The sequence below is a fragment of the Herbaspirillum sp. VT-16-41 genome, from assembly GCF_001994935.1.
GTDB lineage: Bacteria > Pseudomonadota > Gammaproteobacteria > Burkholderiales > Burkholderiaceae_D > Herbaspirillum > Herbaspirillum frisingense.
On record NZ_MUXB01000099.1, the window covers coordinates 165,097 to 185,700 of the forward strand.

Genomic DNA, 20,604 nt, shown 5'->3' on the forward strand with positions numbered 1-20,604 from the left:
TACTTCACGCGGCGACTCCCCATGCAATGCAGGCGTGCAAGTTCGCGAGGCTCGTAGAATGGGGAAGATTTTCTCCCCTCCAAAGAGAAGCCGGCATATCGGCAGAGAACGCCGGAAAATGATCAATTGCCTCATTGAGGTCACTTTCCAAATCTTCTAGCGCTGCCCCTCCCATAGGCTCCCATCGACCACAGCTTTCTAGCCAATTTCGCATCCACTGCTTAGCGTTTTCGTCCCTTGAAAGGGAAATATGGCTCTTCACAAAAAGCATGGCAAGGCGTGCCATAAAGGCAGCTCGAGCCATAACATTTTCAACTTTATCCGCCTCGTCACTCGCTTTTTCAAAAATAGACACGCCGACATTGGCGCTGAGATGCTCGGCCATCGTTACCTCGTCTGCCCCCGTCTGTTTCGCGACGAAACTGACGATCTTATTGAGCTCTTCTTTTCTCGCCTCAATCTGTTGGTCTGTGGGTGGATCACTGGCTGGAATCGAACTAGACAAAGTAGAGCTCACCAAGTACTGAACCAACGCTCTATCGAAAATCAAGCCTGAGCCCGACGACAAGAACATCCCGGACAAACTCTTGATAAATTCCAATTTTTCAGCGCTCATCTTTATAAGTGGCTGACTTCGCCAATAGGCTGTATAGCTGACGCTGTTTCTTGTTTCGTGATCGTCTTTGAGACGAATTAAATCGAGCCCCCAACCCGATAACATGAGCGTGGGATCAAACTGCTTGAGCTGTGGCTCGAAATCCTTCAGAGTGACAGACGGTAGTAGGCGAACTGAGTTTTCCAACAAGCCTCTTGCATCTGAGCGCTTTACCCATTCAGTCCACGCTTTCCACGCGAAAGAATGCGTCCTATGGTCCCCAAGGCGATGCATAGTTCCGGCTGAATCAATCCAAAATCCGTTATCACGGTCAATACGCAAGCCGGACCCACAAAACAGAGAAAGAGCTGCTCTGAGTTCGCAATAGTAGGCCAAATGAATAGCGTTTCCGCTCTCGTTATTTAGTAACGCGAACATAGCAGACGATAAATATCGCCAGCTCTCCGCCATATGGATCACCTGTTCAGCAGCCAAACATTTTGCAGGCGCCAACTGAGCGGACTGATCTAGTACGTCACTAAAATTTTTGACCGGCCCCAATCCAGCATATGCCGCAATTACATGAGTGGAGTCGCAATTCGCCATGATATGGGATGCGTTGGCGGGAGCTTTACGTGCCCTGCCAACCAGAGGTCTAGTGCCCCTCGCAGCGTTTCGGTTGCTGCTCATGTCAGATGCCCATACGAGCTTTAACTTCTCTTGCAGCATTCGCCACATCCGGCTTCGATGCTCCCGACAACAGCTCAATAACCTTCTTCTGCAATAACGTATATCCGCTGCTTCCACGGTATGCTGATTGAGTGGTCTTACGTTCTAGATCTTTTTCCAACGATGGCTCGCTGCTTGTCCGCCAGTCAAAGGTCTCGCTATAGAAAAGTGAGGCGGCAATACCTTCCAGGAAGCTGTTGATTGCCTTATTGGCTTCTAACTCCCTAATTGCAGTTGTCACTTCTTCGTCAAGAATGACATCTGTTGAAAAAGGCTTCTCCCAAGCCTCTAATTCGAGATCGCTATATTTAACAAAAAACATCGCGTTCAACGCTACCATTAATGCTCTTGCGCCCTGGTCAGTTGCAATCAGTGAGTAAGGACCAGCAAAAGCGAGATCCAAATTATGAGATTTAACTAAGTCCATTTGCGGTGACGCATTAGCTCGACAACTCCTGGCCCAAAGCGCGGTTGAGTGCTTAACGCCCTCATGCAGTTTCTGCCAGGCGTATATCAAAAAGGCCGCTTGCTGAGCTCGCTTCCAAGGTAAGACTCTTTCCGTTGAATCCGTACTCTTGTCAACTACAGATCCGAACAGACCACCGATTTTGTCCTCGCGGGTATTCCATCGGCGAACGAAGCTTGCCATTAGCGTGCGAATAAATGCGGCGTTGGAAACGTGACCTTCAACGCGGGCGCCATGAAGTTCAATTCTCCCTTGCCAGGGGCTGAGCGGATGCCGCCACAGAATTTCTGTCAGCTCCTGTGCACGATGTTCTTGGTAAACCTTAATTCCTTCGCCCTGCTCCAGCCAACTTTGGCGTCGTAGTTCAGGATAAAGATCGAAGGCAAGGCTAGGGTTAATCTTCTTTGGCTCGACATTGATTACCCAGAACAAGTACGCCTGCAATGCTTGGCTCAGGCCGTTATAAATTACGACAGGGACTTCATAATTACCGAGAACATCTTCAATTAAATCGACCGCATAAAGTCGATGCTGACCGTCAATAACCTCAATTGGTTGGAGCGAACTTTTCCATGGATCGGGTCCTAAATCCGACGGGTCCGGGTAACTCAAGAAAACTGCATCTCCTTTGGATTCAATGTAGATTGCCTTATCAGCATCTACGGCGAGGTCTTTGCCTTGACGCCGACGCTGATCATTTTCGGGGATTAGATTTATTAGAATGGCGGTAGGAAGCCACCCGGGATGGATAAAGTCGGTCTCCTTCTGCGGGTCTAAGCCCTTTTGAGAAGACAGCGGGTAACCATACGATATATAGCGAGCGATCTTGGCAGATCTATCAGGCTCATGCGCTCGTTGATATCCTGCCTTTGGGTTGGCACGCCGCCGCTCTTCTAATTCTCGCGTGCTCACACCTGCGAGGCGCCTAAGTTCTTGCAGCTGCATCGATGTTACGTAGAACTCCCGAGGCGGATCGCCTTCGCGCGGATCTACATTGGACATTAATTCCCAAGTTTGCATCCATTGCGTTACCTTCAACGCTGGGATTTGTTTTCTTTTTGTCAAGATATACCCCGCTCTTTTTACGTTTTGTAATTGTAGCCGTTTCCCCAGTAGTGATAATTTGGAAATGGTGCTCAGCATGCGTCAATTTGCGTCAGATTTGACACCCTCTTTTTGAGATGCAAGACCGGACCAGGCATGTGCTGGCGCATGACGCAAATTTGAGTTAAAACCGACCTATGTAGCGGGCAGGCGCGGGGTGGGGGCAACTGCGCGCGCCGACTCCGATACGCTTTAAAGTTGTTGTTTTAATAATCTTTCCCGCATGTACGGGCTGCGATGACCTGGTGAGCCACAGATCTGGCCTGGGCCAGCATCGACGAGTTTGTCGCATTTGAGAGGCTGGTCCGTTACTCGTCAGAGAAAAAATACATGGACACCCGAAGGCGGTGAAGAACAAGTCGAAGCCGCTTTCTGCTGGCTTTCATTGCCGGGTCAGTGGGACAAGCACACCTTCACACCGTAGCCACCAGCCGATGCTCACCCGGTGTGACGGGCACTCGCAATGCGCCACCATCGCAGGTGAGTGGCATGCCGTCCAGTTCAGCTGCCGAGATACCGACGCAGCGCATCCCCGGCGATTCGACCTGGATGATGTAGCGTGCCGCACCCAAGACGATTTTTGCCTCAAAGCCAGGCCATCCGGCTGGAATACACGGATCGAGGATTAACACCTCGCCTTCGCGGCGAATGCCTAGAATCCCCTCCATACCCGCACGGTGCATCCAGCCGGCGGCACCGGTGTACCAGGTCCAGCCGCCCCGGCCCTCGTGCGGCGATACCGAATACACATCCGCAGCCACCACGTACGGTTCCACGCGGTAGCGCGCCGTCTGAGCAGGTGTCCGAGCATGGTTGATAGGATTGACCAGAGCGAACAGGGCATGGGCGTGCTCGCCCGCCTGCGGGTCGCCGCGTAACTGCGTGAACGCTAGGATGGCCCACATGGCCGCGTGGCTGTATTGACCTCCATTCTCACGTAAGCCCGGCGGGTAACCCAAGATGTAGCCAGGGTCGCTATGTGTGTGGTCAAAAGGTGGGGTAAAGAGCAACGCCAGCCCCGCCTCTGGCAGCACCAGGTACGAGCGCAGCGAGTCCATCGCCATCTGTGCGTGGCCAGGATCGGCGACTCCTGACAGTACGGCCCAGGATTGGGCGATCGAATCGATGCGGCATTCCTCGCTGTGGCGGCTGCCCAGCCACGTGCCATCGTCGAATATGGCGCGCCGATACCAGGCGCCGTCCCAGGCCTCGCGCTCCAGCGAGGCCGTCACAGACTGGACATGGCTCCGCCAGCGCGCGGCACGAGTGGGGTCGCGTTCCTCTGCCAGAGGAGCGAATAGGATCAGTGTGCGTACCTGCAGCCAGCCGAGCCAAACGCTCTGCCCCCGGCCTTCCTGGCCCACACGATTCATGCCATCGTTCCAATCGCCGGTCCCCATCAGCGGCAGCCCTAATTCGCCAGTGAGGTCGATACTCTGGTCCAATGCGCGCGCGCAGTGCTCAAACAGCGTTGTAGAGATGCCTGCAGGCATCGGCTGGAAAAAGGCATCATGTTCGCCTACCTGCAGCGCGGGGCCGTCCAGGAAGGCGATGGATTCGTCAAGTACCGCTGTATCGCCCGAGACGATCACATAGCTGGCCGCGGCGAAAGCCAGCCAGATGCGGTCGTCCGAGATTCGCGTGCGCACGCCTTGGCCCGAATGCGGCAGCCACCAATGTTGCACGTCACCTTCGAGGAACTGACGGCCTGCCGCGCGCAGCAAGTGTTGACGCGTTTCTTCAGGACGCGCGAATGTGAGCGCCATGCCATCCTGCAGTTGGTCTCGAAAGCCGTAGGCACCGCTGGCCTGATAGAACGCCGAGCGGGCCCAGATGCGGCAGGCCAGCGTCTGGTAGAGAAGCCAACCGTTGAGCAGGATGTCCATCGCGCGGTCTGGCGTGCGCACTTGCACGGCACCGAGCAGCCCTTCCCAATGGTCACGCACCCGCTGCAGTTCGGCCTCCAGATCAGTCTCACGCCAGCGCGCCGCTAGTTCCAAACTTTCCTGCGCGCTGCCGCATTGCCCGAGTAGAGCGATGATGTCTACCGACTCGCCGGGCCGCAGCACTAGGCTGCACTGCAGCACAGCGCAGGGATCCAGGCCCGCACCCACCGTACCGGATAGGGACGCCTGGCTCTGCAATGCAGCGGGTGCCGCCAGACTGCCGCGATGGCCAAGGAATTCCTTACGGTCAGCGGTCCAAGCGGTCTGCCGGCCCCCGAGATCGGCGAAAGCGACTCTACCCGGAAAGGCTGTGCTCCAGGGATTGCGCGCCAGCAGCACGCCGCTGGCTGCATCGATCTCGGTAAGGATGAAGGGTGCGCAAACCGCACGCGAGGCGCCCAACACCCATTCTGCATAGGCCGTGACGGATAGGCGCCGCGTCTGTGGGCTGAGATTGCGTAAGGTGAGGCGCGACACCTTAATTGGGTCGTCCAGTGGCACGAACTGCAGCAGTTCAAGCGCGATACCGTGCGCCTCGTGCGTGAAGCGGCTATAGCCATGACCGTGGCGTGCAACGTAGGTACCGCCGTCGCGGATTGGCTGCGCTGTAGGGCTCCAGAGCTCGCCGCTCGACTCGTCTCGTACGAAGAACGCCTCGCCGGTCGGATCGATCACTGGATCGTTGGACCATGGGGTAAGTTGATTCTCACGGCTGTTACCAGCCCAAGTACTTGCACTGCCATCGGCCGAGACCTGGAAGCCGAAGGCAGGGTTGGCGATGACGTTGATCCAGGGGGCGGGGGTGGTCTGTCCGTCGGTGAGTACGGTGACGTATTCGCGACCGTCCTGATCGAAGCCACCGAGTCCGTTGAAGAACTCCAGCCGCACCGTGTCTGTGCTCTGCCCCTGCCTCGTCAGGTTGGAAGATTGGGTATAGGTAGCTAATTCGAGCGCTGCACTCGCGTAGTGCACCGTCTCCGGCAGAAGACCGATTTGCCGAGCGATGTCGCCCCGACGCGCTAGCAGCAGCACGCGAGCTGCTGAATGCAGTAAGGCCCTGGCTGACACATCCATCAGATCTGCGCGCAGTGTATGGACCACCCCCTGGGCTATCGTCTCGCCGTGTGGTCGAAGGGGCGACTGGCTCCGGCGCACGGCCGTTTCGATAGCGGACTGCAGATCCTGCACATAAGAGGAAGCTCGCTCATTAACGATCACCAGATCGACGCTCAGCCCCTTCATTCGCCAGTACTCGTGCGCACGAAGTAGTTGGCGCACCTGAGCAATATCCTCGATGTCATCGATTCGCAACACCACGATTGGCAAGTCGCCGGAGACCGAGTGCCGCCACAAGCCCGACTGCGGGCCTGCACCACGAGCGATCTCCTCGGCCGGTGGGCGGAAGCGTGTATCCGCATAGAGGATAGGTGCCGCCAGCCGCTGGAAGTCTGCGGCTTCGTCGGCTTCGACGCCGATGTGTCGCAACTGTACCTGGGCCTGGGTCCAGGCCAAGGTCCGAGCACGCTCGAAGGCGCTACGGTCATGGTGCTGGTCCACCAATTCCAGTAGCGCTTCGCGAGTAGGCGCCACCAGCGTCCAGAAGGCGAGGCGCGCCATACGACCGGGCGCGATACGCACGCGGTGTCGCACCGAGAAAACCGGATCGAGTACCGTACCGGCCGTACCAGACAGCATGGCTCCGTCCGCCATGGCTTGCGCCGTGGCGGATGTACGACCTCGGCCCAGGAACCGTGCCCGGTCGGATTCGTACTGCACGGGTGCCGTGACGATGCCTTCGACCACGGCGAAGTGTGCGGCCCAGATCCGCTGCTCGTGCGGCCCGCGAGGGCGTCGCGTAGCGATTAGGGCACCGAACTCTGGGAGATATTCAGTCTGCACGAACATCTTGGAGAAGGCCGGATGGGCATCATCACCCGCGGGCGACGCCAACACCACCTCAGAGTAGGAGGTGAGTTCGATTTCACGAGTCTTGCGGCCTGTATTGACGACTGTGACGCGGCGTACCTCGCCGTCAACTTCGGCGGACACCAGCACCTCCATTGTGGTCGTCAGGCTGCCGTCGTGCCGCGTAAAGGCGGCGTGGTCCTCGGCGAAGACTACCTCGTAGCTGTCGGGTGACATGGCCAGCGGCTGCGCCGCAGCGGACCATATCTGACCGGTATCCGTGTCACGTAGATAGACGTAGGCGCCCCAGTCGTCGCGGGTCGCGTCTTCGCGCCAGCGCGTCACAGCCAACTCACGCCAGCGGCTGTAGCCAGCACCCGCTGCGGTGAGCATGACGGCATAACGCCCGTTGGACAGCAGGTGCGTAGCAGGGGCCGCCGTAACAGACGGGTCTATGTGCCGTACCGCATGTAAGTCACCATGTGGATTGGTTGCGCCAGACAGCACCTCTTCAGCGCGCGCACGCGCCACAGAGACGAGGCGCGGCATACGCTCGTGCAACAGCAATTCGCAGGCCTGGATCATCGGTTCACGATGGAAGCGTTCCCGCATGCGAGCGCCCTGGAGCGTATTGGCGATTGCGACAAGTGTCATGCCCTGGTGATGCGCCATAAAGCTGCGTACGATGGCGACCTGCGACCCGCCGGGCAGGCGGGCACGGGTGAAGTCCAGCGCCTCGTAAAAGCCATAGCGCCCGAGCGCACCAAGCGTCTGCAGGTACTCAAAGTTGCGTTGTGCGAGCGGTGCATCGACCATGGTAGCGAGACCGGTCGCGTAAGGCGCGATCACCAGATCCTGAGCCAGCCCCCGTTTTAGGCCCAGGCCTGGCACGCCAAAGTTGGAGTACTGGTAAGTGAATTCCAGGTCGCGAGCGTTGTACGCCGACTCGGAGATGCCCCACGGCACGCTCATCCGCCGACCGTAGGCCATCTGGTGCTGCACGATCAGGCGATTGGTCTGCTCCAGTAGGCTACCTGCCGGTGCGCGCATCACCAGCGAGGGCATCAGATACTCGAACATCGACCCTGACCAAGATACCAGGGCCGATCCACGTCCTACGGGGATGGCTGTCCGATCCAAGCGGAACCAGTGGCGCGTGGATACGTCGCCCTTGGCGATTGAGAAGAGGCTGGCTAGTCGCGCCTCAGAGGCTAATAGGTCGTAGCAGTTGGGATCGAGCACGTTCTCCACTGCGGCATAACCTATGGAAAGCAGTTTGCGTTCAGGATCCAACAAGAAGGCGAAGTCCATCCCTAGCGCTAGCGCACGCGCCTGTTGCGCCAACGCCTGCCAGCGGGCATCGATAGCATTCGCCGCGACGCCGAATGACTTAGCGTCGCGTGCCTGTTGCTCGATCCGCCCTTGCAGCGCATTGGTCCAGAATAGCAGGTCGTCACCTTCCGCTTGTATTGCTGGGACCAGCGCCTGCGCTTCCTCTGCCGCCTTATCGGCCAGGCGCTGAAATACCGGAAGTGACATGCTGGCAGGATCGTGGAACCCTGCCTCGATCTCGGCAAGGACGCTCAGCAGTCGCTGTCCCTGTGCCCCTTGGGTCGAAGGTTTAGCAGACGCCGACTCCCGGGCTAGCGCGAGTGCGTCGCTCGCACCCTCCGTCCAATCCGTCGACAGCGACGCACCCATCCATTCTTCGCAGGCATTAGCCAGTACGATCAAGTGGCCGGCGAGGTTACCGCTGTCCACAGACGACACATAGGCCGGTGCAAGCACCTGGTTCGTGCGCGTGTCATACCAGTTGTAGAAATGGCCTCGGAACCTTTCCAATGTCTGCAAGCTGACGAAAGCCGCTTCCAGGCGCTCGCAAGTCTGCAGGGCACCAGCCCAGCCAAAATCGCGGGCCGCCACCGTCGACAGCAAGTACAAGCCTATGTTGGTAGGCGAGGTGCGGTGAGCGATCACTGGCTTCGGATCTTCCTGAAAATTGTCCGGTGGAAGCATGTGCTCAGCCGGCGTCACGAAGGTTTCGAAAAAACGCCAAGTGCGACGTGCAGTAAGCCGTAGGGCCAAGGTATCTGTGAGTTCGGGCGCACCGGATGTCACGATCGGCGGACGGCGGCTGACGCGCCAGGCCAAGACCGGCGCTGCGACCCAGAGCGCCGACAGCGGCAACGCAATTGCGCATGCTGCAGGAAAGAACACGCTAACGCCCATGGCGAATACTAGGGCCAACAGCACGCCACCGGCCATCTGGCCATAGAAGCCAGTTATACCGGGGCGCGGGCGAGCGGCGGACTGGGCTGCGGTTGTCCATTCCAGCAGATGCCGATGCGTCGCGTAGAGTCTGATCAGGGTACGCGTAATAGCATCCATCGTGCGCCAGGTCTGATCCGGAAGCAGAGCTAGCGTCCAGAGTGTCTGCATTACGGCTAACCGAAGATCGCTGGCCAACCGGCGTAGTTGGCTACTCAGCCCGATGCCCGCGCGCGTTGGCGCTAGTCCGGAGATGTGGGGCAGAAAGAACGGCACTGCCAGTGCCAGTACCAGCATCCCCATGGCTTGTAATGATTGAGGCCAGGGCAACCAAGCGCACAGCGCTAGAGCCAGTAGGCTCGTGGGCGCCAGCAGGGAGCGCCGCAAGTTGTCGATCATTTTCCAGCGGCCCACTGGCGGTAGGGTCGCACCTGAATGGCGTCGCCCGAGTATCCAGGGCAGGAGTTGCCAGTCGCCGCGCGTCCAGCGGTGTTGGCGCCTGGCAGCGACGTCGTAGCGGGCAGGGAATTCTTCGACCACTTCGACGTCCGAGGCAAGCCCCGCGCGAGCGAACACGCCTTCGAACAGGTCGTGGCTAAGCATCGTATTCTCAGGAATACGCCCAGCAAGCGCTGCCTCGAAGGCATCGACGTCGTAGATGCCTTTACCGGTGTAGGATCCCTCACCGAAAAGGTCCTGGTAAACGTCAGACACGGCGGACGCGTAGGGGTCCATGCCACCCAAACCGGCCGAAATGCACTGATAGAGCGATCCCTCGCGGCCCAATGGCAGTGTTGGTGTCACGCGTGGTTGCAAGATGGCGTAACCGCCCACTACACGCTGTTCAGCATTGTTCCAGCGCACACGGTTCAAGGGGTGAGCCATCTTGCCGATCAGGCGCAGCGCTGCGTCACGGGGCAGTCGGGTGTCGGCGTCCAACGTAATGACGTAGCGCACTCTGGCAAGGATCTCGGGTTGATGAGCTTTGTCGGCAGCACCACCCAGCGACATAAAACTGGTGTCAGTTGCGCCGCGCAATAATCGATTGAGTTCATGGAGCTTTCCACGCTTACGCTCCCATCCCATCCATCGGTTTTCGCTTGCGTTGAATCGGCGCTGCCGGTGCAACAGGTAAAAGCGCTTACCACCTGGTGCTGGTCCATACCGTTGGTTAAGTGCGTCGATGGCATCCTGCGCAATGCCGATCAGGTAGGCGTCGCCGTCTAGCACTTCCGAATCTGCATCAAGGCCGTCCGATAGCAGAGCAAAAGATAGGTCACCACCGGCACCAGACAGATGGTGAACTTCAAGGCTCTCGATATGCCGGCGCAGTTCCGCCTCGCCGGAGAGCAGCGTGGGCACGACAACTAGCGTGCGCAAATGGGTTGGAACCCCGTCGGCCAGCGCCAAAGCCGGGAGCGTCACTGCGCCAGCGCGGGACGCAATTGCGCGCTGGACCAGCGCTGTGGCTACCTCGGTCGCGGGAATGAATGCGGCCATTGCGAGCACCGCCAGCAGCCCTGTGGGAGCTATCGTCAAGCTGCCGATGCCAAACATGGCCCAGAACGCGAGACCCAGCAGCATGGCCGCAAGCGCGAGGATGGCGGTCACGTATCCGCTAAGCCCCACGCGGACGCTAAAACGGTCGATGCGAAGAACCAGTGGCGGCCGAAATCCGATGGCATGCTCTAATTCGCTGCGTCCCTCGGCGATCAGGTAATGACCGGGATCTATCCTGCTGGAGTTCTGGACGAGAAGCTCGGGCGACTTCGGCGAAGCCGCCTGCGCCAGCGCCAACGCTCGCTCAACAATAGCGGGTTCGGATAACGGTGATCCCCGAGCCAGTTGCTCGATCGCCGTACGGTAGCGATTGCGTGTGGGGAAATCCATCTCCGCGAAGGTGCTGCTAGCGCGCAGACGCGTGTCCACTAAGCTAGTGCTCTCGAACATATCTGCCCAGTCGATATCAGACATCAAGCGCATGCTGGTGATGACGTTGCGCACCGAGACGTTGGAGGCACCCTGACGCTGCTGTGCATGCAGGATAGCCTGGTCAGCATCCGTGCCCTGGTCACGCAGCCGCTCATCCAGCCACTGTAGGGCAGGCGTGACGCGCGGGTCCTGGTCGCGCAGACGCTTGGCGAGCTGTGCCGCGAAAAGTTCGGACACAGGGCTGCTCGCGCGCGTGGCAATATCCTGGTTCAACGCGGCATAGGCTGCGCCCGGTTCCAGCAAGCGGTCAGCGAGCCTTTGGGCATCGGCGCGCGCCGCGCGTCCGACAGTGATCTGATCGGCCAATCGGCGCAAGTTCTCCACCAGCACGATACGTAGGGTGATCGCCACAGCCCATAGTTCGCTGATGTCCAGTGGTTGGACCTCCTGGTAGGCTGCAATAAAGCGGCGGAGGACGGCAGGATCGAAGTGGCTGTCGGTGTGGGCGACGAATGCCCACGCAATTCCGAAGACGCGTGGATAGCCCGCCAACGGACCATCTGCCAGCTTGGGCAACTGCCTATAGTAGCCGGGCGGTAGGTCAGTGCGAATCTCGCGCACCTGCGCTTCAACAACGTGATAGTTATCCAGCAGCCATTCAGCGGCCGGGACTACACGGCGTCCAGCAGCCACTTCTGCGGCACCTGCGCGATAGGCCAGCAGCAGATCAACGGCGTTTTCGCGCAACCGATTGTGCAACGACCGAACCCGAGGTGGATGGATGCTAACTAACTGAGCCGTCGCGAGGCTGCGCGCATGCTGCTCTAGGCGCTCGATGCCGAACAGTTCCTCGCGCACAGGTGCGGTATCGGCCCACAGATCTGGGGCGGAGCGTTGGGACGCAAATTGAAAAAATCGGCGCATGTTGGCCTTTCAGGGCACCGCGGGGAGAGACGCCCCGCGATAAACCCGCCGTGAAGAAGCTAGGCCGTATAGCCCCGGGGGCAAAGGCTAGGCGATGTGGCCCAGCGGTTGTCAGGATTTTTATGATTAAGAACCGTTTTCACTACAGTCCTTGATGAGCGCGCTGCACCGGGACTGCTGGCACTGGTTTTTTCTTAGGTTTTTTCGGCTCTCGGTTGCCGCGCTTTTGCTCTTTTTCTGCCATGGGAAACTCCTACTATTGGGATATCGGCCCGTTATCACGGGCAAGGTGCACAACCATTCAACAAAAATTGCTGGCGTGTGCGTCAGGAAAGGGCCTGGATCAGCGATTCACTTACACATCGAGATGATCATCCAGCGGGGTTATCGCAAACAATTGTCCTTTCCACGGCTCAATCGATTCATCGAAAATTGAAATCGACATTTCCTTTGAGCCCGTAGATTCACGAATAAATTGAGCTATTGCTTTTCGACAGACGATAATCTGACCTTCTAGATTGATAGGCGCGTTTCGAATTTGAAACTCTGTTCGTGTGCGGCTGCTTCCTAAACCACTAGTTACTTCAATAACCTCGGAAATGAAATCGCATGTCAATCTCCTCATTTAAAAAGGCCGCAACTGCGGCCCCTTTAATAAATTGGACTGCCTGCCCACATACAACATTACCGCGAGCGATCAGCCTTCTCGGTCTCTCTCATGTAGTTCCTTCGATAGATGTCACCCCCTTCATAGCGGCGTGGGCCAGCGTCACTTTGCTGATCAGCTTGCTCTTGCTTTCTCTTCTCGCCATCGCGTGAAGAATAGCGACCATCGTTAGATCTCGACGTCTTCTCCTTATGGGGAGTAAATCCTTGCTGCTCCAGTCGATGAGAGCCTTGGGTCTTATTGAAGTTTGACACGATCATTCCTTCGTATCGCGGTCAGGTTAAGGATCCAATGGAACAGGCCGCGATGTCCGTTGTCGCGATATTTGATCGCGAAAATCATTCAATTAAAATGCTGTCCATCCATATTAATGAATGAAAAATGACGTGAAAGACAAGGGCAACAATTGAGGCTCTCTGTCCGACGGATAACGGACGAGATCTAGTCCTCTTGAATCGCCAGTCCTTCCGACTCAGCTGCTAAGATTGCTTGTTGATCTCGAACAGCGTCGGCTCCGAAGATTTGGCTGGCAGCCAATTTCTCATCATTTCTCGTCGACAAGTCCGCCTCAATACCTTTTTCTGGTGAGGAAACAGTCTTTATGAAAGAAAACTCACGCCACCGGTTTACCTTGCTCATAACTTCTCCTACTCATAGGGATATCGCACTGGACTCAGGCAATACCATCAAAGGTTACAAAGGCGCGTACAACTACTATGCATGCAAAATCGGCTTCAGATTAAAACGTGTAATTACCGCTTCGCACATGTTGACGCCCTGCTCAAGCAATACCGCTTCCGCGCGGTAAACTCCTGCGAGATTCTTCTTTGAAAAAATCTGATGATCGCGTCGTTGAATCGAAATGCTATTCATTTGCCACCCATCTGAGTGGTGCGAATATCTGAGCTCGTAGGAAAAGTTTCCGGAGCTGTCTACATTTTGAAAAATGGACATAAGAATCCTGAGTTAGGGTGGCATTTCTGGCGACTTGGTCGGCTACCTGGGATAGTATTTTTATTCGAATTCGCCCTGGAAGTTCGCAAGCCGATATTCGGCATCGATCAATTTCTCTCCATACCTAACCTTTACTTAGTCCAAGGATGCTTCACAGCCAGCCGTTGCAAGATCAGTCGCGGGAAACTGTTTTTTTCACCAATGTAAGGTGGTCTTTATTAGGCTTTTCATATAGCCCTTTAGCGGCTTCTTGCTGCTGAGATTGGGAGCCATTACGTTCGACATCGCTAGCCGGTTTACGAATGCGATCCTCGCCCCCCCCTACTTGCTCTTGGTTCGGTTTATGCCCTTGATGCTGCTGCGGATGTCCGCGTGGCGACAAATGTTCTCGGCCTTCGTTTCTTTGATCCACAGGTAGTTTGGTATCTGACATATTCGTCCTTTGTGTATTGTCTATGTATAAGAGTTTCAGGTCTGGGAAGATCCTCCGCATGGGCTGCCCATCGGTTCGGCGGCACCCAAAAATAGGCGTCACAATCCGAGATTTCATTTCAATTTCTCAGCTATTTTTTAATCTTTACCGACGTGACCCGTCGAAAGCTGTTCGGACTCATCGGCCACCCTAGCTTCTTTTCACGAAAGCTCTGCGCCTTTGCACTAAGAGTTGTGGAGTCTTTGATCTCGTTATTTTCAAAATAACAGTCGCCGTGTTCTCGTCGATGCTTATCTATTGCTTCCACAATTTCGTCGCTGTTAAAGCGGCCATTAGAGTAATTTCGCATTTCTTCCTCCAGGCAGGAACAGGTGAATGAAATAAGACGATCGATGCCTTCGCTCAACTTCAAGAAAGTTTTGGCGAGAGCCAAACTTCTGGCCCCAAGCAAGGTGGCGGCACCAAATTCGGAATACTAAAACCGGTTTGCGGACGATGTATATGCGCACTTTCGCGCTCTAGTCCTCAGACGAAATGGGAGGCCTTGGGTTACAAAGGTCGTTTGTCTTTCCACGACTACGCGCGAGGTCCTCAAGAACTTGCTGAATGCATTCGATATCCGCAAGCTGCCCCGAATAGTCTACGTAGAGGGCACTTCCCGCAACCAGAAAATTTTGGTAATCGGGAACCGGCTCCGTCATTCGAAAGCGATTCATCTTGTTCATATGATTCTCCAATTGGAAAGATAGCAAAGCATCTCAACGGAGGGACTCAATGAACTGAAGAGGCGGCAGAGTCGGGATGGGGAAAACGAATCAAGCGAGCTTTTTACCTAGCCTTGATTCGCAAAGGGATGCACAGACCTTACTCCCATTACTTCTCTAAAACGGAAATGCACCTCATTTATTTTTCTATCGGTGGGATCATAGTGATAGCGTCGAGACATGCTCCTGTCCAATTATTTTCCCGACGCAGTAAAGGGCGCAGAAATCGTGTTCAAATGGCACCTCTCAATAGGAGATCTAATGAAGAAGCGATTTAACGAAAGCACTGCCAGCCTCAAAGAGCTAACAACAACTATGCCGATGAGCTCAACGGTTCACGCAGAAATTTTACGAAGGAGGGTTGTTATTAGACGGCTCGTCGAAGATGCAAGAGAAGAAACGAAGCTAAGACGAAGTGATCTCGCGTAATTTTTAGGGCCGATCTTCGATTTTTTACGGTCGGGCCCATCGCGTGAAGCACCCGAGGACCTACGCAACGATAACAGAAACTAAAAGTGAGCTATATAGAATCCCTTCTACTGAACAGCTTTAACGGTCGAGACCACTTCAGCGAAGAGACAGGGTTTTACAAGCAACGCGTCAAAAACCTCCAATGCTCTCCAAGAGTTTTTCAAAGGGGTCGCACTCAGGAGAACAATCGGAATGGAAGAAAATCGCGGGTTATTTTTGAGTAAGGTCGCCAACTCGAACCCATCCATGATCGGCATTCGCAAATCTGTCAAAACAACGTTCACAGAATCATCAGACCCCATCATTAGGTCATAGGCTTCTCGACCGTTTGTAGCTTCCAGAACGCGGTAACCCTCATTTTTAAACACCTCTGAAAAGATGGTCCGAACATCGACATTGTCCTCGACAAGTAATATTGTGCGCCCTCGAAACAATCCGTCCATGCCCCCCTCCCAAATAGTGGCCATGGGTCCAGAGTCGGATATCAGAGGGCTACTAATAGCATGAGAAAAAATCTGCCTTATGAACATCAGGCAATTAGCTAAAACGGAGAATCTATCTCCGACAGACACGTAGGATTAATGGATGAAGCTCTGTGGGGAGCGCATCAAATAGCAATAACCTAGAAATGATGTCCCGTTAAAGGCGTGCGCAGAAGTAGTTGCACTTTCGCAGGTCTAGAGGATTATCAGTTGCTACAACCTGAAAAGGATCGGAGCCACACGTAGTAATTCATCGCGGCAGCGTAGGAGCTCCCGGGCTTCGGCTATCGGCGTATGTCCGACTCACTAGCCTGAGCGATTCTCGATTGCGACGGCTCAGACAGCTCATAACCGGCTGCGACTTTTCCCGCCACATTAGCATCTGGTGACCGCGCCCAATTGCCCCCTTGTTCGAGTGTTCTTCATTCTCGCCCGCTGCGTTTTCCTGGACGCGCTCCTTGGTAGTGATCGTTATGTGCCATTTTTCTGCACTCATATGGCGGGCTCCGTCAGATGCTTTACTGTCTATGTAGCGCCCATTTCCAACAAGCAAAATAGTCACGAATACACAGCCAATAATCGATAATGTGAGGCAAACATTAAGCAAACGATATCTACCTCCAGACATCGTTTGGTAGTCAAAAAACGGCCAGTCAGGTAGAAAATAGGACATGGGGGAATCCGCCTTGGATTACCCATAGCGGCTTGGCATCGGAAGCTACGGCTTATCGCCCAGAAGCGGGCTATGTGACGAGGATATTAGATGAGCGCGAAATACATCAAACAAGAAATGGAGAGACAACTTGAGTCTGCACGAGATGCTGTGGTGGATGAAGTGAGTTTCATCAATTTTCTGAATGTACTCTCCGCAGACTGGTTCGCAGAAACTGAATTACACGCGGCTTTACTTCCATCACCATACTCTTCGGGTGTATTGGGCTGGAAGAACGGCAATATCGGTGCATTTCTAAATGCCTCCGTTCGTTGGGTGGAGAATTCAAGAAATGGTCCCCATTTCTATGAAGTTTCAATAAATCCCTGGCGTAAGGTTGCCGATATCCTGTTAATGGGGAAGACTTACGAATAGGATGGAATATCTTCTCCCAGCCAAGAGTAGGCATTCTGCAATGGTGAAACGCCAGCTACAATTTTTCTTGGCTCATACGCTTTTCCAAATCTGCCGCAGCTTCCCTCCGTTCGCTGTAGCGGTCGGTCAGATACGGTGAGACATCTCTAGTCAGCAGGGTGAACTTGAAAAGCTCCTCCATTACATCGACGACCCGCTCATAGTAGAGCGAAGCCTTCATCCTGCCGGCATCGTCGAATTCTTGGTATGCCTTGGCGACCGACGACTGGTTTGGAATCGTCAGCATCCGCATCCAGCGTCCGAGCACGCGCATCTGATTGACCGCATTGAATGACTGGGAGCCACCCGATACTTCCATTACGGCGAGCGTTTTACCCTGGGTCGGCCGAATCGCCCCTTGCGACAACGGAATCCAGTCGATCTGTGCTTTCATGATGCCGGTCATGGCGCCGTGGCGTTCGGGTGAGCACCAGACCATTCCCTCGGACCAGTTGGCCAGGTCGCGCAGCTCTACAACTTTCGGGTGCGCATCCGGCTCGCCGTCGGGCAAGGGCAGGCCGCGCGGATCGAAAATCCTGGCCTCGCCGCCAAATGCCTCCAGCAGACGTGCCGCTTCCATCGTCAACAGCCGGCTGTATGAGCGCTCCCTGATGGAGCCGTAAAGCAATAGGAAGCGCGGCCGATGGCTAGATGCGCCGACTTCTTTAAAGCCGTCAATCGCCGGGACCTGGAACTCGCCTGCCGTGATGTTCGGCAGGTCACTGAGCCGGTGCGACACGTTGTCCCTCCGCGTTGACCACGACTTCACCGTCCTCTTTGGTAAATGGCCCCTGCTGCGGATTGGGCAGGATATCCAGCACCAGCTCCGACGGGCGGCACAGGCGAGTGCCGTTGGTTGTCACCACAAACGGCCGGTTGATCAGGATGGGGTGCGCCAGCATGGCATCCAGCAGCTTGTCGTCCGTAAGATCGAGCTTATCCAGTCCCAGCTCCGCGTAGGGCGTGCCCTTTTGGCGAATCGCCCCGCGTACGCTCAGCCCGGCATCTTTGATCATCTTTGCCAGTTGCTCCCGGCTTGGCGGATGCTGCAGATATTCAATGATAGTTGGCTCTTCCCCGCTATTGCGGATCATGGCCAGAGTGTTACGGGATGTACCGCAAGCAGGATTGTGATAGATGGTGGTCATGACGTTTCCAGGGTGATGTGTTAGGTACTATTGGAGGCGGATCGCCAGCGCTGCGAGCGTGACAAGCAGCACTGGCATCGTGAGTACAGCACCGACGCGGAAGTAGTATCTCCACGAGATATGCAGTTTCTTCTGGTCAAGCACGTGTAGCCAAAGCAAGGTCGCCAAGCTGCCGATTGGCGTGATCTTCGGCCCGAGGTCGCAGCCAATCACGTTGGCGTAGACCATGGCTTCGCGTACCACGCCATGCGCCGTTGTGGCGTCGATGGATAGTGCACCGACCAGCACGGTCGGCATGTTGTTCATGATGGAAGACAAGATTGCCGTCACGAAGCCGGTTCCCAGCGTTGCGGTCCAGAGCCCTTGTTCCGCCAGACCATTCAGTACCTGTGTCAGCAGATTCGTCAGTCCCGCGTTACGCAGGCCATAAACCACCAGGTACATGCCGAGGGAGAAGAAGACGATCTGCCACGGTGCCCCCTTGATCACCTCTCGCGTCGCGATCACATGTCCCCGCGCGGCTACCGCAAGAAGAATCAACGCACCGGCGGCGGCTACCGCACTGATGGGAACACCCAAGCCTTCCAGCCAGAAGAATCCCAGCAGGAGCAGCCCAAGCACCCACCAGCCAGCTATAAAGGTGGCTTTGTCACGTATTGCCGCAGCCGGGGCTTCTAGCTGCGAAAGGTCGTAATTCTTTGGAATGTCCTTCCGGAAGAAGACAACGAGCGCCAAAAGCGTAGCGACTAGCGCGGCCAGGTCGACCGGGACCATGACGCCGGCATACTGCGCAAAACCGAGCTTGAAGTAGTCCGCCGAAACAATGTTGACCAGGTTCGATACCACCAACGGCAAGCTGGCTGTGTCAGCGATGAAGCCCGCCGCCATGACGAACGCTAGGGTCGCTTGCGGCGAGAACCGCAGCGCCTGAAGCATGGCAATGACGATGGGCGTCAGGATCAGTGCGGCACCGTCGTTGGCAAAGATCGCCGATACAGTGGCGCCCAGCAGGACCAACAATACGAACAGGCGCTGGCCGTTACCTCTTCCCCAGCGAGCCACATGAAGCGCCGCCCATTCAAAAAAACCAGCCTTGTCCAGCAGCAGACTGATGATGATGATGGAAATGAAGGTCGCAGTAGCATTCCAGACGATGTGCCACACCGTTGGAATATCAGCCCAATGGATTACGCCCAAGGACAACGCCACGACTGCGCCCCCGCAAGCGCTCCAACCGATGCCCAGACCCCGGGGCTGCCAAATGACCAGCACCAATGTAATCAGGAAAATGAAAAACGCTACCAGCATGCTTACTCCGCCTCAAGTAGCAGCAGCTGATGGTGGACAGCATGCACTAACTGGAGAGCAGGGATTGCCACCGCAGCAGTTCTCGGTGAGAAAGCCGAGAACCTCGTTCATGACGTCGTAATTGGCCGCATAGATGACGAAACGCCCCTCCTGCCGCGACGTCACCAGGCCTGCGTGTGACAGCTCCTTCATGTGAAAGGACAGCGAAGATGGTGCGATGTCAAGCGCCTCGCCAATCTTGCTCGCTGCACAGCCGTCCGGCCCGACCTGAACCAGATGGCGAAAGATGCCCAGACGGGACTCTTGGGCCAACGCGCTAAGCGCGGCGATAACGGATTTTGTTTCCATGGCCTGCCTCATTAATTCAATATTTCAATTATTATTGAAATAATAGACCTGTGCAATAAAATTTTCCGCACCAAACCAACATGCGCTGCTGCAAAAATCTGCCACTCAGGCCTGTGGAAGACGCACGCGGAGATCAAACGCTGCTTGTTTACCTTCGTGACAATGCCCGAGATTATTGATGCCCACCGCATCACCGGAGAAGATTGCTTTCTTGTTCGGATCCTGGTTGAAGAGATGGCGCAGCTGGAAGCCGCTATCGACACCTTGGCAAAGTTTGGGCCTGTTACTACTTCAGTAATTTTGGCAAGTTACCCATCGAAAGCTATCGTTGCGAGAACTTGAATCTCATTTATCATCAGGTCTGTGATAACTATGATCCGAGTCCCCAGCAGATCTTCGTCTACGCTCTTGAGATATTCTATTCGGCCAAAAAGTTGTTCCGCAACGGAGAAAAAATGCTTGAATTACGACCCAGCTGTGAATGCTGCGATAAAGACCTCCCGCCAGAATCGACTGAGGCAAAGATTTGTTCCTTCGAATGCACCTTCTGTACTAATTGCACTATCGACATATTGAAAGGCAGTTGCCCTAATTGCGGCGGCGAACTGGTCGCACGTCCTCGAAGGCCCATGGAAAAGCTCGTGAATAGTCCAGCAACGACTGAGCGAGTGTTCAAGCAAGGCGGTTGTAAAGGGAGTGTTTAAAGGTACGCGACAAGCCGCTCTGCGTAGATTCTGGACGGCTGTGACCGTTCCCATTACCGGCATTGTTGCCTGCGATGTCGGCAGGCGGTATCTCATTACGCTGTACGGCCCATCGGTATCGTACTGGCGACACCATCGCTCGATGACGACCAGAGCTTCTCGGCGGGTGTAGAAGATTTCTCTGTTGACTAGGGTCTGTTCACATTTTCACGACCGTCGCGTCTCAACTCGATACGACAAGCTCGCTGACAGCTACCTTGTGTTCTCCTCGCTTGCCTGCGCATTCGGGCCATTCGTGAAAATGTGAACAGGCCCTAGTGCTCCGCCAGA

14 protein-coding genes and 1 pseudogene are annotated in these 20,604 nt (G+C 55.7%); 4 read left to right on the top strand and 11 right to left on the bottom strand.

Annotated elements, in window-relative coordinates:
- Window positions 1-4: 4 nt before the first annotated feature.
- The 7 genes from BTM36_RS09175 to BTM36_RS09200 form a co-directional block, all read right to left on the bottom strand.
- A complete protein-coding gene (locus BTM36_RS09175; protein WP_139347113.1) occupies window positions 5-1,201 on the bottom strand; it encodes a hypothetical protein in 1,197 nt (398 codons plus the stop codon).
- An 85-nt stretch (window positions 1,202-1,286) separates the two neighbouring features.
- On the bottom strand, window positions 1,287-2,933 hold the full coding sequence (locus BTM36_RS09180) for a DGQHR domain-containing protein (RefSeq protein WP_139347114.1): 1,647 nt from the start codon (window positions 2,931-2,933) through the stop codon (window positions 1,287-1,289).
- A gap of 374 nt (window positions 2,934-3,307) precedes the next feature.
- Window positions 3,308-11,869 (bottom strand): glucoamylase family protein, encoded by an 8,562-nt coding sequence (locus tag BTM36_RS09185; RefSeq protein ID WP_077236026.1) that lies wholly within the window; start codon window positions 11,867-11,869, stop codon window positions 3,308-3,310.
- Window positions 11,870-12,977: 1,108 nt separating this feature from the next.
- Window positions 12,978-13,175 carry a hypothetical protein gene (locus BTM36_RS09190; protein WP_077236027.1) on the bottom strand — a complete coding sequence of 66 codons (198 nt, stop codon included), beginning with the start codon at window positions 13,173-13,175 and terminating at the stop codon, window positions 12,978-12,980.
- 75 nt (window positions 13,176-13,250) lie between these two features.
- Entirely contained in the window at window positions 13,251-13,409 is a 159-nt protein-coding gene (locus tag BTM36_RS28320; RefSeq protein WP_008330628.1) for a hypothetical protein, read from the bottom strand.
- Between the two features lie 253 nt (window positions 13,410-13,662).
- Window positions 13,663-13,923: a hypothetical protein gene (locus tag BTM36_RS27735; RefSeq protein WP_134040408.1), complete on the bottom strand. Its 261-nt coding sequence runs from the start codon at window positions 13,921-13,923 to the stop codon at window positions 13,663-13,665.
- 1,300 nt (window positions 13,924-15,223) lie between these two features.
- A complete protein-coding gene (locus BTM36_RS09200) occupies window positions 15,224-15,601 on the bottom strand; it encodes a response regulator (protein WP_034337074.1) in 378 nt (125 codons plus the stop codon).
- Between the two features lie 802 nt (window positions 15,602-16,403).
- On the opposite strand from BTM36_RS09200, the gene BTM36_RS09205 reads away from it, so the two are divergent.
- Window positions 16,404-16,727 carry a hypothetical protein gene (locus BTM36_RS09205; RefSeq protein WP_077236028.1) on the top strand — a complete coding sequence of 108 codons (324 nt, stop codon included), beginning with the start codon at window positions 16,404-16,406 and terminating at the stop codon, window positions 16,725-16,727.
- A gap of 55 nt (window positions 16,728-16,782) precedes the next feature.
- Here BTM36_RS09205 and arsH read toward each other — a convergent pair whose 3' ends face one another.
- From arsH to BTM36_RS09225, 4 genes are read right to left on the bottom strand one after another with little or no spacing between them, the layout of a single operon-like run.
- Window positions 16,783-17,505, bottom strand: coding sequence for an arsenical resistance protein ArsH (gene arsH / locus BTM36_RS09210; protein ID WP_077236029.1), 723 nt, complete (start codon window positions 17,503-17,505; stop codon window positions 16,783-16,785).
- Window positions 17,486-17,914: an arsenate reductase (glutaredoxin) gene (arsC, locus tag BTM36_RS09215; protein WP_008330634.1), complete on the bottom strand. Its 429-nt coding sequence runs from the start codon at window positions 17,912-17,914 to the stop codon at window positions 17,486-17,488. Before arsC ends, arsH begins: the two co-directional genes overlap by 20 nt.
- Window positions 17,915-17,941: 27 nt before the next feature.
- Window positions 17,942-19,222: an arsenic transporter gene (locus BTM36_RS09220; protein ID WP_077236030.1), complete on the bottom strand. Its 1,281-nt coding sequence runs from the start codon at window positions 19,220-19,222 to the stop codon at window positions 17,942-17,944.
- Window positions 19,223-19,234: 12 nt separating this feature from the next.
- Window positions 19,235-19,570 carry a helix-turn-helix transcriptional regulator gene (locus BTM36_RS09225; RefSeq protein ID WP_174616829.1) on the bottom strand — a complete coding sequence of 112 codons (336 nt, stop codon included), beginning with the start codon at window positions 19,568-19,570 and terminating at the stop codon, window positions 19,235-19,237.
- Window positions 19,571-19,714: 144 nt separating this feature from the next.
- On the opposite strand from BTM36_RS09225, the gene BTM36_RS27740 reads away from it, so the two are divergent.
- The 3 genes and pseudogenes from BTM36_RS27740 to BTM36_RS28585 all read left to right on the top strand — a co-directional run.
- The gene (locus BTM36_RS27740) at window positions 19,715-19,912 is read left to right on the top strand and encodes an Lrp/AsnC ligand binding domain-containing protein (protein WP_254426967.1); all 198 of its coding nucleotides are present in this window, start codon (window positions 19,715-19,717) and stop codon (window positions 19,910-19,912) included.
- A gap of 113 nt (window positions 19,913-20,025) precedes the next feature.
- Window positions 20,026-20,274 (top strand): DUF1272 domain-containing protein, encoded by a 249-nt coding sequence (locus BTM36_RS09235; RefSeq protein ID WP_077236285.1) that lies wholly within the window; start codon window positions 20,026-20,028, stop codon window positions 20,272-20,274.
- 208 nt (window positions 20,275-20,482) lie between these two features.
- Window positions 20,483-20,581, top strand: a pseudogene (locus BTM36_RS28585) (IS5/IS1182 family transposase); the annotation flags it as partial.
- Window positions 20,582-20,604: the final 23 nt, after the last annotated feature.